This is a genomic window from Microbacterium sp. HD4P20, assembly GCF_019449275.2.
GTDB lineage: Bacteria > Actinomycetota > Actinomycetes > Actinomycetales > Microbacteriaceae > Microbacterium.
This window is the reverse complement of sequence record NZ_JAHZQZ020000022.1, coordinates 141,321-157,114: the sequence shown is the minus strand read 5'-3', so window position 1 is coordinate 157,114 and position 15,794 is coordinate 141,321. Positions and strand designations below refer to the sequence as shown.

15 protein-coding genes are annotated in these 15,794 nt (G+C 67.4%); 11 read left to right on the top strand and 4 right to left on the bottom strand.

What is annotated here, in order from left to right; genetic code table 11:
- Nucleotides 1–40: 40 nt before the first annotated feature.
- Both rpsR and rplI read left to right on the top strand, forming a co-directional pair.
- Entirely contained in the window at nucleotides 41–295 is a 255-nt protein-coding gene (gene rpsR, locus K0817_RS17230; protein ID WP_013584646.1) for a 30S ribosomal protein S18, read from the top strand.
- A gap of 11 nt (nucleotides 296–306) precedes the next feature.
- Complete coding sequence (gene rplI / locus K0817_RS17225) at nucleotides 307–759, top strand: 50S ribosomal protein L9 (protein ID WP_219982916.1); 453 nt, start codon at nucleotides 307–309, stop codon at nucleotides 757–759.
- Between the two features lie 278 nt (nucleotides 760–1,037).
- On the opposite strand, the gene K0817_RS17220 is transcribed toward rplI, so the two are convergent.
- Both K0817_RS17220 and K0817_RS17215 read right to left on the bottom strand, forming a co-directional pair.
- On the bottom strand, nucleotides 1,038–2,630 hold the full coding sequence (locus K0817_RS17220; protein WP_219982915.1) for a hypothetical protein: 1,593 nt from the start codon (nucleotides 2,628–2,630) through the stop codon (nucleotides 1,038–1,040).
- A 108-nt stretch (nucleotides 2,631–2,738) separates the two neighbouring features.
- Entirely contained in the window at nucleotides 2,739–3,737 is a 999-nt protein-coding gene (locus tag K0817_RS17215) for a hypothetical protein (protein WP_253735476.1), read from the bottom strand.
- A 596-nt stretch (nucleotides 3,738–4,333) separates the two neighbouring features.
- Between K0817_RS17215 and dnaB the strand changes: the two genes are divergently transcribed.
- The 3 genes from dnaB to K0817_RS17200 all read left to right on the top strand — a co-directional run bounded on the left by dnaB (nucleotide 4,334) and on the right by K0817_RS17200 (nucleotide 7,739).
- Nucleotides 4,334–5,707, top strand: coding sequence for a replicative DNA helicase (gene dnaB, locus K0817_RS17210; protein ID WP_219982914.1), 1,374 nt, complete (start codon nucleotides 4,334–4,336; stop codon nucleotides 5,705–5,707).
- A gap of 315 nt (nucleotides 5,708–6,022) precedes the next feature.
- Entirely contained in the window at nucleotides 6,023–6,625 is a 603-nt protein-coding gene (locus tag K0817_RS17205) for a sigma-70 family RNA polymerase sigma factor (RefSeq protein WP_219982913.1), read from the top strand.
- Complete coding sequence (locus K0817_RS17200; protein ID WP_219982912.1) at nucleotides 6,600–7,739, top strand: hypothetical protein; 1,140 nt, start codon at nucleotides 6,600–6,602, stop codon at nucleotides 7,737–7,739. Before K0817_RS17205 ends, K0817_RS17200 begins: the two co-directional genes overlap by 26 nt.
- Before the next feature lie 342 nt (nucleotides 7,740–8,081).
- On the opposite strand, the gene K0817_RS17195 is transcribed toward K0817_RS17200, so the two are convergent.
- The gene (locus K0817_RS17195; RefSeq protein WP_219982911.1) at nucleotides 8,082–8,795 is read right to left on the bottom strand and encodes an SDR family oxidoreductase; all 714 of its coding nucleotides are present in this window, start codon (nucleotides 8,793–8,795) and stop codon (nucleotides 8,082–8,084) included.
- 88 nt (nucleotides 8,796–8,883) lie between these two features.
- Nucleotides 8,884–9,960: an alkene reductase gene (locus tag K0817_RS17190; protein ID WP_219982910.1), complete on the bottom strand. Its 1,077-nt coding sequence runs from the start codon at nucleotides 9,958–9,960 to the stop codon at nucleotides 8,884–8,886.
- Between the two features lie 163 nt (nucleotides 9,961–10,123).
- On the opposite strand from K0817_RS17190, the gene K0817_RS17185 reads away from it, so the two are divergent.
- The 6 genes from K0817_RS17185 (at nucleotide 10,124) to K0817_RS17160 (ending at nucleotide 15,427) form a co-directional block, all read left to right on the top strand.
- Nucleotides 10,124–10,726 (top strand): TetR/AcrR family transcriptional regulator, encoded by a 603-nt coding sequence (locus tag K0817_RS17185; RefSeq protein WP_219982909.1) that lies wholly within the window; start codon nucleotides 10,124–10,126, stop codon nucleotides 10,724–10,726.
- A 31-nt stretch (nucleotides 10,727–10,757) separates the two neighbouring features.
- Nucleotides 10,758–11,276, top strand: coding sequence for a PaaI family thioesterase (locus K0817_RS17180; RefSeq protein ID WP_253735475.1), 519 nt, complete (start codon nucleotides 10,758–10,760; stop codon nucleotides 11,274–11,276).
- Complete coding sequence (locus K0817_RS17175; protein WP_253735474.1) at nucleotides 11,273–12,475, top strand: MFS transporter; 1,203 nt, start codon at nucleotides 11,273–11,275, stop codon at nucleotides 12,473–12,475. Before K0817_RS17180 ends, K0817_RS17175 begins: the two co-directional genes overlap by 4 nt.
- Nucleotides 12,476–12,694: 219 nt before the next feature.
- Nucleotides 12,695–13,567, top strand: coding sequence for an alpha/beta fold hydrolase (locus K0817_RS17170; RefSeq protein ID WP_219982908.1), 873 nt, complete (start codon nucleotides 12,695–12,697; stop codon nucleotides 13,565–13,567).
- A gap of 29 nt (nucleotides 13,568–13,596) precedes the next feature.
- Nucleotides 13,597–14,514 (top strand): NADP-dependent oxidoreductase, encoded by a 918-nt coding sequence (locus K0817_RS17165; RefSeq protein WP_219982907.1) that lies wholly within the window; start codon nucleotides 13,597–13,599, stop codon nucleotides 14,512–14,514.
- A 55-nt stretch (nucleotides 14,515–14,569) separates the two neighbouring features.
- Nucleotides 14,570–15,427, top strand: a complete 858-nt coding sequence (locus tag K0817_RS17160; protein WP_219982906.1) for an alpha/beta fold hydrolase — start codon at nucleotides 14,570–14,572, stop codon at nucleotides 15,425–15,427.
- The last annotated feature ends 367 nt before the right edge of the window (nucleotides 15,428–15,794 follow it).

Below are 15,794 nucleotides of genomic sequence, written 5' to 3'. Positions count from 1 at the left end.
GAGGCTTCGGCATCCGATCGAGTAAACGTAAGGAAAGACCATGGCTGGAAAGGCAACCGGCGACCGCCGGAAGCCGCGGAAGGGCGCGAAGAACGCTGCCCCCGCGAAGGCGATCCGCGTCGGCGTCATCGACTACAAGGACGTCGCCACTCTTCGCAAGTTCATCTCGGAGCGCGGGAAGATCCGCGCCCGTCGTATCACCGGTGTCTCGGTGCAGGAGCAGCGTCTGATCGCCCGCGCGATCAAGAACGCGCGCGAAATGGCGCTCCTGCCTTACGCCGGCGCTGGCCGCTAAGGAGTACCGACATGGCAAAGCTCATTCTCACGAACGAGGTCGCCGGGCTCGGTGGAGCCGGTGACGTTGTCGAGGTCAAGAACGGGTACGCCCGCAACTACCTCATCCCCCAGGGCTTCGCGGTCTCGTGGACCCGCGGTGGCGAGAAGCAGGTGGCGTCGATCCGCGCCGCCCGCGAGTCGCGCGCGATCCACGACCACGAAGAGGCCGTCGCTCTCAAGGACGCCCTCGAGTCCAACAAGGTCCGCCTCGCCGTCAAGGCGGGTGCCGAGGGTCGCCTCTTCGGTTCGGTGAAGACCACCGACGTGGCCGACGCCGTCAAGGCCGCCGGCCTGGGCGAGCTCGACAAGCGCAAGATCCACATCACCTCGCCGATCAAGTCGGTGGGCGAGCACGAGGCGACGGTCCGTCTGCGCGACGACCTCACCGCCGTGATCACCCTGCAGGTGGTCGCCGCCAAGTAAGGCGCGAAAAGCGAAGAACGGATGCCGCAGACCTCACGGTCTGCGGCATCCGTTGTTTCATGTGACGGATGCCGCGAGCCCCCCGGGTCGCGGCATCCGCATCTTGTTTCATCCCGTGTTGTTTCATCCCGTGGTGACAGCGACCCGATCCAGGCGGGGCGGAGCGCTGCGATTCGGAATGTGAGAGGTACGGGAGGGCCGGCTTGGGGACGGCCCTCCCGCCTGCTCGCGCGGGGGTACGGGGGCGATGCGTTCGGGACGCGAGAGCCCCCGCGCCCTTACGCGGAGCGGCGCCGCGACACGCGCGCGATCACGCCGGCCATCAGGAGCAGAAGCCCCATCAGCAGTGCGGGAAACGCGCCCGGCCCTCCCGTCGTGGCGAGTGTGGAAGCGTCACCGGCAGCCGAGCTCGTTCCCGTGACGGTGTTCTTGCCGCCGTCACCGGGGTTGCTCGGGTTGCTCGGGTTGCTCGGGTTCGTGGGGTCCGTGGGATCGGTCGGGTCCGTGGGATCGGTCGGGTCCGTCGGGCCGGTGGGACCGGTCGGGTCCGTCGGGCCGGTGGGACCGGTCGGGTCCGTGTCACCGAGCAGGTCGGTGAGCAGATCGTCGACGAGCCCGGTGTTGTCGGCCGCGTCCGCGATGTTGTCCGCGGCGTTCTGCACCGTGTCGGAGACAGCGCCGAGCACGTCACCGCCGTTGAGCAGCTCGTCCACGATCGACCCGGCGTCGTTGAGCCCGTCGTTCACCAGCCCGTCTACGACCTGGTCGGCGGTGTTCTCAGCCACGTTCGTGACCGTCGTGCCGAGGTCGGAGCCGAGGTCCGAGACGGTGGTGCCGAGGTCGTCGATCACCCGATCGATGTCGCCGTCGAGCAGGTCGTCGACGGTGTTGTCGCCGTTGTCGACGAGGTTTCCGACGAGTCCTCCTTCGACGAGGATGCCGTCGCCGACGACGTCGTTCAGGCCCGAGTTCTCACCCAGCAGGCCGTCGAGGATGACGCTGCCACCGGTGGTGCCGGTGAGGTGGTTCAGCAGGTCGCCGACCGGGTCGATGATCGGCTCGAGTGCGCCGTCGCCGCCCAGGATCGGGTCGAGCACGCTGTCGCCCGCGAGGCCGTCGATGAGGCCGTTGTCTTCGGTCAGACCCGTCAGCAGGCCGTCCGCATCGTTCACCGGCGTTGCCGGCGTCGACGTCGGGCCACCCTCGAGAGTCGTCTCGAGAGCGTCCTGGGTCAGGCCGGACGTGTCGGTCGCGTCGGCGGTGTTGTCGCCGAGGTTCTGGACGAGATCGTTCAGGCCGCCACCTGCGACGCCGCCGTCCAGCAGACCGAGGGTGTCGGTGAGCAGGTCGTCGACGAGGCCGTCGATGACCTGGTCGTCCGTGTTGGCGGCGGCATCGGTCACTGTCTGACCGACGTCGGTGCCGAGGTCCTCGATGGTGGTGCCGAGGTCGGTGACGGCGGCCTCGAGGTCGCCGGCTGCGACGTCGTTCAGAAGGGCGTCGCCGTTGGCGGCGAGGTTGCCGACAGTGCCGCCCTCCACGAGAGCGCCGTCTCCGACGACGTCGTTGAGAGCGCTGCCGTCGCCGACGAGGGCGTCCACGACCGTGGTGCCGGCGGTGGTGTCGGTGACCTCGTCCACGACCTCGGCGACGGCATCGGTCACCGGCGCGATGGCGCCGTCATCGCCGAGGACCGGCTCGACGATGGCATCGCCGACGAGCGAGTCGACCAGACCGTCGTCGGCGACCACGGACGAAAGGATGTCGGGATCGGTGGGTGGTTCGGCCGCGTTGGCGACCGTTGCGCCGAGCAGCGTGATGCCGCCGGCGAGCAGCGTGCCCCACAGGGCGCGCTTGCAGAAGGTACGCATGGTGTTCCCCTTACAGGTGAGTGATCGGTCGCAGCGCGCAGAGAGGCGCTGCTCAGCACGCGAGCGCGCGCTGAAGCGTGCCGCCATCAGAGGGCGGCAGCGACCCGATCAGTCAGGGGAGACGTCGGTGGATCCGACAGGCGCCGCTGGGGCGTGGTCGTCCTCGGGGCCGACTCGATGCGTCCAGGCACGGTGTGCATCGAGGGGTCCGAGGGCGTCGATCGCCCAGGCACCGGAACCCGCACCACCGGGTCCCGCGGAAGAAGAGGAAAGGCAGAGTCCTGGCCCACTGCCGGGCACGCCCGACAGGGTGGCAGAGAACACGATTGAGCTCTCGACAGCCGCAGGGCCGCCAACGGCCGCCTTCTTCGCCGTCGAGAAGACAGGCGATGTAAGGAGCGCGAGGTCGGTGGCATCCGCCGCCTGAGCGATCGCCTCGGCACCGGCCGCATCGGCGGCCTCGGCCACCTCCACAAGACCGGGAAGAGTGGGGACAGCGGGAAGATCAGGCAGCTCGGGAAGGTCGACGCCGGGCAGTGCCGGCGTGCCGGTCGAGGGCTGGCCCACGGTTGCGCCGGTGTCTTCGACGGCTCCTACGACGCCGCCGAGGGTGTCGTCGACGGTCCCGCTCAGGTCGGTGACAGCGTCGTCGAGTCCGACGCCGGAGACGATCCCGCCGACGATGGGGACCTGCGTCACGAGGTCGACCACCGGTTCGGTGATGCCACCGACGACGCCGCCCGAGACGATGTTCGAGACGGGCTTCGTCACGGTGGTGACGACCGTTCCGACGGCTTGGACGACCTGGCTGACCGGCTGCTGGACGGGAGCGGGAGCCACCTCGACGACGCTGTTCACGACGTCGGTGGCTCCGGTCGCCACCCCAGAGACGGTGTCGGTGAGGGTGGACGCGGTCTCATCGACCAGCGACGTCACACCACCGAGGGCACCCCCGAGAAGGCCGTCGTCGTCGGACTGCGCCGCATTCGCACTCGAGGCGCTGAGGCCGAATGTGAACGAGAGGACGATCCAGGCGAACGCGGCTGCCGCCCCGATCAGGGCCAGTCGCACGACCTTCAGCAGCTGCTGCGAGGCTGCGATCTCCACGTTCACCTCCCACGACGAACAATGCCACACGCTCCGGACGGAACGTGCGTGAGGGTGCCTGGATGTCAGAGACTACGCCCCCGCGCGTGCCGTGTCCAGCATTCTCGCAGCATGTCGGGCAGGGCGTGGCGCTTGTGCGATCGCGCGCCCGCGGCCGCCGTGAAGGGCCCGGACTTTGTACACAGGCGAGCCCGCGGCGCACAACCTTCAAGCGGCACTTCAACCACATCTTCCTCCACAGCCTGTGGAACAGGGAAGACCAGGCCAAACGGGTAATAGTGCGACAGGTCGGGCGGCATGCGGGAATTTGTCCACAGCAGTTGTGCACAGGTCTACCGGCGTTTCTCGCAGACTCTCCACATAGTTATCCACAGGCCGTGTTGCGACTGTCGGGGGCCGTCCATACCGTGGGGTGCGGCCCACTCGGGAAGGGCGGCCACGGGCGCGTGACCAGCGCAGCTCCCGCGTCTCACACCCTCGCACGGTGCGACATCGTGGTTCCTGCCCAACCCGCGGCGTTCGCTCTGGATCCGGAGCGGACGATGTCGGACCATGCCCGGATGATGTGATTCAACGATCAGGAGGACTCGCAGCCTATGTCGATCGCTGACATCTCCGAAGAGCGCATGGGTGGTCCGCGCGAGTACGAGCGCACTCCCCCGCACGATCTGCTCGCCGAGCAGAGCGCTCTGGGCGGCATGATGCTGTCGAAGGATGCCGTCGCCGACGTGATCGAGACGCTCCGGGGAACCGACTTCTACATCCCCAAGCACGAGCTGATCTTCGAAGCGATCCTCACGCTCTATTCGCACGGCGAGCCGACCGACGTCGTCGCCGTCACGGATGAGCTCATCAAGACCGGTGAGCTGCAGCGCGCCGGCGGCGCCGACTACCTCCACACGCTCACCTCGATCGTGCCGACCGCAGCCAATGCCGGCTACTACGCGTCGATCGTGTCGGAGCGCGCACTGCTGCGCCGCCTCGTCGAGGCGGGCACGAAGATCGTGCAGATGGGCTACTCGGGCCAGGGCGAGGCGCTCGATCTCGTGAACAACGCCCAGGCCGAGATCTACTCGGTGACCGGCACCGAGGCGGCCGAGGACTACGTGCCGCTGACGATCGCGGTGGATGCCGCGGTGGAAGAGATCGAGGCGGCCCGCGGTCGCGACGGTCAGATGACCGGCATCCCCACCGGCTTCGCCGGCCTCGACCAGCTGACCAACGGTCTTCACCCCGGCCAGATGATCATCATCGCCGCGCGTCCCGCGATGGGTAAGTCGACGCTCGCGCTCGACTTCGCTCGCGCCGCCGCGATCAAGCATGACTTCCCCACGATCTTCTTCTCCCTCGAGATGGGGCGCAGCGAGATCGCGATGCGCCTGATGAGCGCCGAGGGCGCGGTGCCGCTGCAGTCCATGCGCAAAGGCACGCTCGACTCGCGCGACTGGACGACGATCGCCGCGACGCGCGGCCGCATCAACGACGCCCCCCTCTACATCGACGACAGCCCGAACATGACCCTCGTCGAGATCCGTGCGAAGTGCCGTCGCCTCAAGCAGAAGGCCGGCCTGAAGATGGTCGTCATCGACTATCTGCAGCTCATGACCTCGGGCAAGCGCGTCGAGTCGCGCCAGCAAGAGGTCTCGGAGTTCTCGCGTGCGCTCAAGCTCCTCGCGAAAGAGCTGCAGTGCCCCGTCATCGCGCTGTCGCAGCTGAACCGTGGTCCCGAGCAGCGTGCCGACAAGAAGCCCGCACTGTCAGACCTGCGTGAGTCGGGCTCGATCGAGCAGGATGCCGACATGGTGGTGCTGCTGCACCGCGAGGCGGCCTACGAGAAGGAGTCGCCGCGTGCCGGTGAGGCCGACCTGATCGTCGCCAAGCACCGCAACGGCCCGACCGACACCATCACGGTCGCCTTCCAGGGCCACTTCTCGCGCTTCACCGACATGGCCCCTGGCGACTTCGGGTAGTTCCTGTCCGTTCTGCCGCAAAATGTCAAAATCCAGCCAAGAATGTCCCGAGATGTCAATTTTGACATTTGCGGTGATGCGCCGGTCCTGACCCGCACGGTCTGTATCTGCGCAGACGTCAAGCGCCGGCTAGCTTGACGCCGCCCGTCCCGACCCTCGCGGCGGTGCGCCCACCCACCGAGGGCGTCGCTGCCAGGATCGTGAATGGTGCGAGCCGTTTCATAGTGAAGGGTCACCGGCTGTGCGGCAGATCAACGTCTGACTTCCTTCGCCAAAAAGATGGAAGGGATCGCCGCTCTGGAGGGAATACCTAGTGTGAGCACCGACAGCGACATCCTCAAGCGTGCCGAGCGGACTCCGCAAGCGTTCGCCGAAGTCTTCGACAGGCATGCCGCGGCGGTCGAGTCGTTCCTGCGGCGCCGGTTGGGGGCGCAAGCTGCTGAGGACGCGCTGAGCGAGACGTTTCTCATCGCGTTCCGTCGACGGGGGTCATTCGATCACACGTGGGAATCGGCTCGGCCGTGGCTGTTGGGGATCGCTGCTCGCGTGGCGGCGAAGAACCACGTGGCTGAGGCGCGGCACTGGCGCGCGGTGGAAGCGGCTGCCGGACGTGGGGAAACGACGAGCGGCGGTGGGATAGACGAGGCCACCGGACGATTGGATGCTGCCGCTGCGATCCGTGCCCTGGCACCGCGCATCGCGGCGCTGTCCGCGAAGGAGCGCAACACGCTTTTCATGTATGCCTGGTCCGACCTCCCACCGGAGCAGATCGCGCAGGCGCTTCAGGTGTCCGTGGGCACGGTGTGGTCGCGGCTGCATCGGATCAGACGCAAGCTCGCCCCGCCGGGGTCTCACTCTGTTCGGCTGACGTGGATAGCAAAGGAGATGGATCATGGAGCTGTTCGAGATGGTGCGTGAGATCGAGAACACGCCAGATCCCTCGACTCCGGCGCGGATCGCACGATCGCGCGAGCGGGTGCTGACCGAGTTGGGCGCTGCGCCGAAGCGACGTGTTCGCTCGCGCTGGGTGTGGGGTGGCACCGCCGCCCTGGGAGGCCTGTCCACCGCAACCATCGTGGCAAGCGTCATCATCGCCGGCCTGGCCGCTCCCGTTGTCGTACAGCCGGCGTCGGCGGCCGCTGTCGAGGTTCTCAACGACGCCGCCGAAGTCGTAATCGAGGGGACGGACCCAGTAGTCGGTCCGGGTCAGTATCTGAGAATCCGCGAGACCTACGAGCTGGTGTCGCTGTGGGACGCCGACGCGGGCTTCAACACAGCCACACTTCCCACCTCGGAAGGCGCAGTCCACGTACGCGGCGTCAGAGACCTGTATGTACCCAGCGACCGCACCGAGGACTGGATTCTCGACGGCCGGGCGCCGAACGAAGTACTCGAAGTGTGGGGCGACCCGCGAGCCAAGGCCGCCTACGACCAGATGGCCGCGGTCTCGCCCGGAACGGACTCGGATCCCACCGGGATTCGGGCGCTTCCACAGGGGGCTGACGAAAGCGGGGCTCACGGAGCACCGCAGGTGACTCCCTCACCCGGTGCCGCGGACAGCGAAGACACCCCGCCGCCGGCAGACGAGGAGGTTGGGTACTACGACCGGTTCCGGCCGTTCTATGACGAGATGCCGAGAGACCCGCAGCAACTGCTCGCGTGGTACCGGGACAACCTGCAAACCTCCTCGGACGACTGGTATGTGTTCCAGAGCATCGGCCAGGGACTTCGGACCAACCTGATGCCGAGGGACCTGCGAGCAGCGTCACTCCGAGTTCTCGGCATGCTCAGCGGCGTCGAAGTGGCGGCAACCAACGGGACGATCACCACGCTCGCAATGCCTGCCCAGCTCGGCGGAGGAGAGTTCGGGGACTTGCTGGTGTCCGAACTCGACATCGACACCAGCACGGGGCAGATCGTCGGGATCCGGGAGACCTACCCTCACCGCTCCACCAGCCTTATGCCAGCAGGCGTCCCCTGGGCCTCCTGGCACATCGAGATATCCGTCGTGGACGGGGCACCGACACCCTGATGCGGCCCCCAGCAGTTGACGTCTGGACCGCCGGTGACGGACCAAGCCGAGGCTTCGTACGGGAGTGCTCAGTTATCGCTTGCGAGTTGGGACATCTCGCGCCGGAATCTCGAGACCACTTTTGTGGACATTTCGAGCTCAAGGCAACCCGACTCGGGACATCATTCGTCAGAATGTACAGTAGAGCGCCGACTTTGCTGAGAGATGACTGACTAGGTTGTCTTAGCGCCACGTCGATTGTCCCGTTTAGCGTTGGGACAATCTAGGAATCCTTCCCAGCAGCGCGTTCACCACCCAGCCGGAGGCCGCCGCATGTCGCACTGCGGCGGCCTCCGGTCGCGTTCAGTTGTCTGATGCGAGCTGCGGGTAGACGGCTTCGAGGGGGGCGGACAGTCGGGCCTTGGCCTGGATGGAGGTGTCGTCGGCGAGGACTTCGTACCCGCCGGCCTCGAGGACATCGAAGACCTGGGTGACGAGGTCGGCGGGGTCGAGCTTGGGGCCTTCGGCGTGGGCGGCCATCGCGGTGTCGACGTAGCCGACGTGCACGCCCACAACCTGGACGCCTGCGGGCTGCAGCTCCAGGCGCAGGGAGTTCGTCGCCGACCAGAGGGCCGCCTTGGTGGCCGAGTAGATGCCGGCGACGGCCCACCACGACAGCGCCGAGTGGATGTTGATGATGGAGGTGTTGCCTCCCTTCGCGGACAAGATCGGCGCGAAGGTGCGGGCCAGGAACAGGGGGCCGAGGAAGTTGGTCTCGACGTTATGGCGGATCTCCTCGTCCGTGTGGGTGAGGATGCCCGCGGACGAGACGGATGCGCCGGCATTGTTGATCAGCATCGTGACGTCGGGGGCCTGCTCGGTGGCGGCCCGAATGGAGGCGGGGTCGGTGACGTCGAGGGTGAGGGGCACGATGCGCTCGTCGCCCCAGTGGCGGGGGTTGCGGGCGGTGGCGTAGACCTTGGCGGCTCCTCGGGCGATGGCTTCGTGGACGAAGTGGGTGCCGATGCCGCCGTTCGCGCCGGTGACGAGGACGACGGCGCCGTTGAGGGAAGTCATGAGATGGATCTCCTTGAGGTGATGTTCGGATGGTCGAGAAGGATGGCCGGGGAGGCGTCGGGTTCGCCTGCCCCGGCCACATCGAGGGTTAGACGCGGGCGAGGGTGGGGTAGTCGATGTACCCGTGCGCGCCGCCGGTGTAAAGGGTGGCGGGGTCGAGCTCGTTGAACGGTGCGTCCTGCTGCAGGCGTTCGACGACATCCGGGTTCGCGAGCGCGAATCGGCCGAGCGGTGCGATGTCCGCAAGCCCGGTGTCGATGTCCGCGGCGATGCCGTCCCGGTCGCGCCCGTACCGGACGACGAGGACGGCCGTCGGCCACACGTCCCGGAATGACTGCAGCAGCTCGTCGTCGCCGAGGTGATGCACGTGGAGGTAGGCCAGGTTCAGGTTCGCGAGCTCGCTCACGAGGTACCGGTACTGGGCGCGCACCGCTTCGGTGTCGCCCTCGTTCAGCCCGCCGAGCGGGAAGGCGGGGGAGATGCGGATGCCGGTGCGGTCCGCGCCGATCTCCTGGGCGACGGCCTGGGCGACCTCGATCACGAACCGGGCCCGGTTCTGGACGGACCCGCCGTACTCGTCGGTGCGCTGGTTCGCGTTGGGGGCGAGGAACTGGTGCAGCAGGTAGCCGTTGGCGGCGTGGATCTCCACCCCGTCGGCGCCGGCGGCGATCGCGGAGGCGGCGGCGTGACGGAACTCACCGATCACGTCTCGAATCTCGGGGACGCTGAGCTCACGCGGGACTGGCGTCTTCTTCGGGCCTTCTGAGGTGAACATGTCCTGTTCGGCGGAGATCGCCGACGGGGCCACGGGCTGACGGTGGTGCGGGGTGTTGTCGGGGTGGGAGATGCGCCCCACGTGCATCAGCTGGATGAACAGGTGCCCGCCGTTTTCACGCACGGCGTCGGCGACCTTCGCCCACCCCGCCACCTGTTCCGGGGTGTAGATGCCGGGAGTGTTCACGTACCCCTGCCCATCCTCGGACGGCTGGGTGCCCTCGGTGATCAGCAGCCCCAGCGAGGCCCGCTGACCGTAATACTCCGCGGCGAGCTTTCCCGGTGTGCCGTCGGGGTTGGCGCGGTTGCGGGTCATCGGGGCCAGAGCCAGGCGGTGCGGGAGCTCGATGCGTCCCAGGGTGAACGGCTGCCAGAGAGACGAAGACGTCATGACGGGTGAGGGTCCTTTCGTTGAGGCGTCGCCTGATCTCCGGTGGGCGACGGTCGTCGCGCAACGGCGTGGGAAGATGAGTCAACGCACATCCGAGTCCACACGATAGTGACTACACTCATAACTGGGGTAAATCAGAGCCTATTCCCCTCGGAGGAACACCATGTCAGTGGCGACACCGCCGCTCGGGCGACGCGAGCGGCAGAAGCAAGACAAACTCGCGCGCATCACCGCGGCCGCCAGCGAACTGTTCGCAAAGCACGGGGTGGACGAGGTCACCACGCAGCAGATCGCGGACGCCGCCGATATCGGCACGGGCACGCTGTTCCTGTACGCGAAGACCAAGGGGGAGCTGCTCCTCCTGGTCCAGAACGCGCACTACGCCGACGCGCTGAAGCGCGGTCGTGCCGCGGCTATGGGGGAGTTGACGGCGGTGGACGCGGTCCTCGCCCTGCTGGGACCGGTGGTGGAGTGCAACCGCGTCCAGGTCGACAATGGCCGCACCTACCTGAGGGAAATGGTCTTCGGCGACCCGAGCGAACCCCAGCACGCGGCGGCGCTGGATATCGTCGCGCAGACGGAACAAGCGGTTGCCGACATCCTCGTCGAGCGTGCGGGTATCGACGCGGGGGAAGCGACGACGCTCGCCCGGGTGATCTCGGCCATCCAATTCCTCGAGCTCGCGGCCAGCGTCAACAGCGACTCGACGGTCCCCGAGCTGCTTGCGAGCACCCGTGCCCAGGTCGCGGCGATCCTGCCGGTCTGATTCCAATCACGACGACACACGAATTCCCATCATGACGACACACGAAGAAGACTCCGAGCGCTCGCGTACGATCCGCTACCAGGTCCCGGGCAGGGACAGGCGGACACTGTTCGCCCGATCCGGGCTTGAGCAGCTTCGGGCCGTGGCCGCGGGCGAGGCACCAGCCCCGCCGATCAGTAGCCACATCGGGCTCGAGATCGTCACCGTGGAGGAGGGTGACGTGGTGATGACGGCGGTTCCGGACGAGTCGCACTACAACCCGATCGGGTCGGTGCACGGCGGGTTCTTCGCCACCGTCCTTGACTCCGCGTGCGGGTGCGCGGTGCACTCCACCCTCCCGGCCGGCGTCGGATACACCAGTCTGGAGCTTAAGGTCTCGTTCCTGCGCCCGATCACCGCGGACACCGGCACGGTGACCGCGCACGGGTGGGTCATTCGTAAGGGCCGAAGTGCGGTGTTCGCGGAGGCCGACATCCGCGACAGCCAGGGGCAGGTCCTCGCGACCGCGTCCAGCACCTGTCTCGTCGTCCGACCGGACCCTGCCCCGTGACGCGTCTGGGCCGGCGCGGCGCGTTTTGGGCTGCCGCGTCGGTCCTGGCCCTCGCGCTGTGGTCCTCGGGTGCGCCGAGCGTGCTCTACCCGATCTACGCCGCGAAGTGGGATCTCACTCCGGTTGTCGTGACGACGGTGTTCGCGACGTATCCGCTGGCGCTGATCGTGGTGCTCCCGCTGTTCGGGAACCTGTCCGATCTGTTCGGCCGCAGGTGGGTCATGATTGCGGGCGTCGCGCTCATCGGCATCTCCGGGGTGGTGTTCGCTTTCGCACCTCATGTCGGCTTCCTCTATATCGGCCGTGTCCTGCAAGGGGCCGGGGCGGGTCTCGCGATGGGGGCTGCCACCGCATCCTTGATCGAGAACAACACCACGCGCAGCCCCCGCTTCGCGAGCACCACCGCCACGGTCGCCACCGCGACCGGCCTCACCGTTGCGCTGCTTCTCAGCGGAGTGTTCGCCGAGTACCTGCCTCTCCCGCTGTTGTGGAGCTACCTCGTCCTCTTCGCCCTCGCCGCGGCCTCTACTGCGGCTCTGCTGGCCACACCCGACGATCGACCGCAGGCGAAGGCCCGGTGGCGACCACAGGCTCCCTTCGTCCCCGCGGGGATCCGGATCGGGTTCTGCATCGCCACGCTCTCGGTCAGTCTCGCCTACTGTGTCGGGGCGATCTTCCTCTCTCTCGGCGCGCACATGATCGACCAGTTCACGCACACCGACAACACTGCTCTCGTCGGCATCCTGCTGGCCGCCTCCGCCGCGTTCATCGGGATCACCGGACTCTTCCTCGCCCGATTCCACGCCCATTCCCTCATCTGGGCAGGCACGGCACTGACACTGGCCAGCCTCGCCCTGATGGCGGCCGCCAGCGCGCTCCAATCGCTCGCACTGTTGCTGGCATGGTGCGTCGTCGGCGGCATCGCCTACGCACTGGCGTTCACCGGTGGGCTCGGCCTCATCAACCGACTCGCCCCCCAACACCACCGCGGCTCGACTCTGTCCTTCCTCTACCTCATCGCCTACACCCTGCAAGCCGCGACCGCGATCGGCGTCGGCGCAGTCGCCACCGCAATCTCCCTGCGCGCCGCCATCGGAGCCGCCGCGATCGCGGTCACCGTGCTCGCCGTCGCCGTCGCCGTCCTGCTGATCGCCGAGGTCCGAAAAGCCTCTCGGCCGCAAACGCCTCAGTGGCAGTGAGCCACCGTCAAGGGCCCTCCGCCACCAGGCAGGGATGAGAGCCAGATCGCACCTCCTCCAGGCTGTTCGCTTCTCCTGGTCCAATCGCGCCCGCCGACTCGGAGTGGCGAGGCTGCGTGCCATCTCGCTTGGTACGATTACTGAGCGAACTCACGTTTGAGTAAACTCGGTGGAAGGAGTTCGAGCTGTCAGCTCGAGCACCTGAGGGAGGAGCATTTCATGGACCACGCGGCGCACGAGCAAGGGGCCGCGTCGGTGCGCTTCGCCAACGCACCTACACGCAGGATCGAGGCCGGCGGCACGGAGTTTGTCTACCGCGAGCTCGGCAGTGACGGCCCGCACGGTGTCCCGCTGGTCGGCATGACGCATCTGGGGGCGAATCTGGACAGCTGGGATCCGGAGCTCGTCGACCTGCTGGCCGCGGAACGTCGGGTGATCCTGCTCGGTTATCGTGGCGTCGGTGGCTCGGCCGGCACGCCCCGCGATCGGTTCGAGGACATGGCGGCCGATGCGATCGCGGCGATCCGGGCGCTGGGTCTGTCGCGGGTGGATCTGTTCGGGCTGTCGATGGGCGGCATGGTCGCCCAGGAGATCCTCGAGCAGGCCCCCGACCTGGTGGACCGAGTGGTGCTCGCCGGCACCAGTCCGCAGGGCGGCACGGGGTTGTCGACGATGACGGGAGTGTTCGTGCGCGGCGTCGCACGCGGGCTGGTGACGTTCACCCCCCCGACCTCTGTGCTGTTCTTTACGCGCACTCGCACCGGCAAGCACGCGGCGAGGAGGTATCAAGCGCGTCTGAGGCGTCGGACCGTCGGGCGGGAGCAGCCGGTCTCCCCTGCCGCGCTGCGGGCGCAGTTGCGCGCAGTGAAGCTCTGGGGGCACCAGCGTCCGCCGGGAGCATCGGTGTTCTCGGGCCCGGTACTGGTCGTCCACGGCGACAGCGATCGGATGGTCCCGCCCGCAAACGCCGACGCCCTGCGGCACCGGTTCCCGTCCGCGCAGGTCCGTGTGTTCCCGGACTCCGGGCACGGTGTGGTGTCCCAGAACCGCCGGATCGTCGCCGACCTCATCGGCCGCTTCCTGGCCGCCTGACCACGACCAATTCAAGGAGAAGCCGCATCATGCGAGCGTTCGTGTTCGACAAGTACCAGCAGCCCGTCCACGAGGTCGACATCCCCGAGCCCACGGTCGGCGACTGCGACGTCCTGATCGGGGTCGAGGCCGCAGGGCTGAACCACCTCGATGAGCGGCTCCGGGCGGGTGAGTTCACCGCCGGGGACCGGGTGTATGCCCGGCCGCGGGATCACCGCATCGGCACCTTCGCCGAACGCATCTCGGTCGACGAAACAGACGTCGCCCTGGCTCCGAGCTCGATCAGTACGGTGGAGGCGGCATCCCTTCCGCTGGTCGCACTCACCGCATGGCAGGCCCTGGTGGAGAAGGGCAATGTGCAGCCGGGGCAGAAGGTGCTCATCCACGCCGGTGCCGGCGGGGTCGGATCGATCGCGATCCAGCTTGCCAAGCACCTGGGTGCGAAGGTCGCGACCACCGTGTCGGGCAAGAACGCGGACTTCATCCGGGAACTCGGTGCCGACGTGGTGATCGACTACCGCACCCAGGACTTCGAGATCGAGCTCTCCGGCTACGACTTCGTCCTGGACCCCCTCGGCGGAGACAACCTCACCAAGTCGCTCACGGTCTTGAAGCGTGGCGGAAAGGCCGTCGGCATCTCCGGGCCACCCACCCCCGCGTTCGCGAAAGCTGCCGGCCTGAACCCAGTGCTGCGCCTGGCCATCACGGCCCTCAGCCGCAAGACCCGCGCCCTCGCCAGGAAGCTCGGCGTGACCTACGAGTTCCTCCTCATGCACGCCTCCGGCGACCAGCTGCGTCAGATCGCCGAGCTCGTCGACGCCGGCGTCATCCGCCCGGTCGTGGGCGCGACCTTCCCCTTCGACCAGACCGTCCAGGCCCTCGCCTCGCTCGGCACCAGCAGCATCCGCGGGAAAGCCGTCATCACCGGCGTCGACCAGCCCGCATAACCGCTATCCGCCAGTCCGCTTTCCGAGCACACTCAGATCCTCAAGGAGCACCCTCATGAGCACCACCGAACCCGTCATCACCTCCTACGCCAAAGCCCCGGCCAAGACCGTCACCGTCGACGGGGACACCTTCGCCTACCGGGAACTCGGCCCGAAAGAAGAGATCCCCGTGATCTTCTTCGTCCACCTCGCCGCAACCCTGGACAACTGGGACCCGCGCGTCATCGACCAGATCGCGAAGACCCGCCACGTCATCGCTTTCGACCAGCTCGGCGTCGGTGCCTCCTCCGGGCGGGTTCCCGACACCCTCGAAGAAGCCGCGGCCGACGCCTACCGGTTCATCACGAAGGGCCTGGGCTACGACAAGATCGACATCTTCTCGTTCTCGATGGGCGGCATGATCGCCCAGGACCTCGTCGTCGCCCACCCCGGGCTGGTGCGCAAGCTCGTGCTCACCGGCACCGGCCCGCGCGGTGGGAAGAACATCGACAAGGTCGTCGGCACCACCTACTGGGACATCTTCCGCTCCGTGATCACCCGGTCCGACCCGAAGGAGTTCCTCTTCTTCAACCGCGACACTGCCGGCAAGCGGGCCGGTAAGGCGTTCGTCGAACGCCTCAAGGAGCGTACTCAGGACCGTGACAAGCCGATCAGCAACGCCTCGTTCAGCCGCCAGCTCAAGGCCATCCAACGGTACGGGCGCTCGACCCCCTCAGACCTGTCCGTGATCACGAGCCCGACCCTGATCGCCAACGGCGACAACGACCGCATGGTCCCCTCCGTGCTGTCCGAGGACCTGCACCGGCGGATCGCAGGGTCCGAGCTGATCATCTACCCGGACTCCGGCCACGGCGGCATCTTCCAGTACTGGGAGAAGTTCGCCCCGATCGCCGCCAAGTTCCTCACGGACTGAACCCGGAACCGAAGCCCCTGCACCCGCCGGTGAAGATCGGCATCGCTCTCGAGACTGTTGACCCTGCCGAAGCCGGGCAGGAATGACTTGTGTCCGCACATGTCCACTTCCGCGCATAAATGCCCCCAATTCGATAGTTCAGCGTTCCGTGTATCCCCGCTGTCATGCCGACGATGACCGCCACTGTCACGCACACCGATGTCCCAGCGTCCAGGGTGCGCGGAGGCGTCGGGGCGCAGGCCCAGAACGGTCTTCGCGTCGGTGAGCTGTAGTCCGACCCAGCCCGGGCCGTTGTCGAGCCACTCGGCGTCGACGACGGTGCCGGCGTCGATACCCAGGATCACGGCCAGGGTCGAAACCAGGTCGG

Bases quoted from the DNA above. Each gene is read 5' to 3' on its own strand.
- K0817_RS17180 (WP_253735475.1), top strand. From the start codon at position 10,758: ATGACGACACACGAAGAAGACTCCGAGCGCTCGCGTACGATCCGCTAC.
- K0817_RS17185 (WP_219982909.1), top strand. From the start codon at position 10,124: ATGTCAGTGGCGACACCGCCGCTCGGGCGACGCGAGCGGCAGAAGCAA.
- rplI (WP_219982916.1), top strand. From the start codon at position 307: ATGGCAAAGCTCATTCTCACGAACGAGGTCGCCGGGCTCGGTGGAGCC.
- rpsR (WP_013584646.1), top strand. From the start codon at position 41: ATGGCTGGAAAGGCAACCGGCGACCGCCGGAAGCCGCGGAAGGGCGCG.
- dnaB (WP_219982914.1), top strand. From the start codon at position 4,334: ATGTCGATCGCTGACATCTCCGAAGAGCGCATGGGTGGTCCGCGCGAG.
- K0817_RS17160 (WP_219982906.1), top strand. From the start codon at position 14,570: ATGAGCACCACCGAACCCGTCATCACCTCCTACGCCAAAGCCCCGGCC.
- K0817_RS17200 (WP_219982912.1), top strand. From the start codon at position 6,600: ATGGAGCTGTTCGAGATGGTGCGTGAGATCGAGAACACGCCAGATCCC.
- K0817_RS17165 (WP_219982907.1), top strand. From the start codon at position 13,597: ATGCGAGCGTTCGTGTTCGACAAGTACCAGCAGCCCGTCCACGAGGTC.
- K0817_RS17195 (WP_219982911.1), bottom strand. From the start codon at position 8,795: ATGACTTCCCTCAACGGCGCCGTCGTCCTCGTCACCGGCGCGAACGGC.
- K0817_RS17170 (WP_219982908.1), top strand. From the start codon at position 12,695: ATGGACCACGCGGCGCACGAGCAAGGGGCCGCGTCGGTGCGCTTCGCC.
- K0817_RS17190 (WP_219982910.1), bottom strand. From the start codon at position 9,960: ATGACGTCTTCGTCTCTCTGGCAGCCGTTCACCCTGGGACGCATCGAG.
- K0817_RS17220 (WP_219982915.1), bottom strand. From the start codon at position 2,630: ATGCGTACCTTCTGCAAGCGCGCCCTGTGGGGCACGCTGCTCGCCGGC.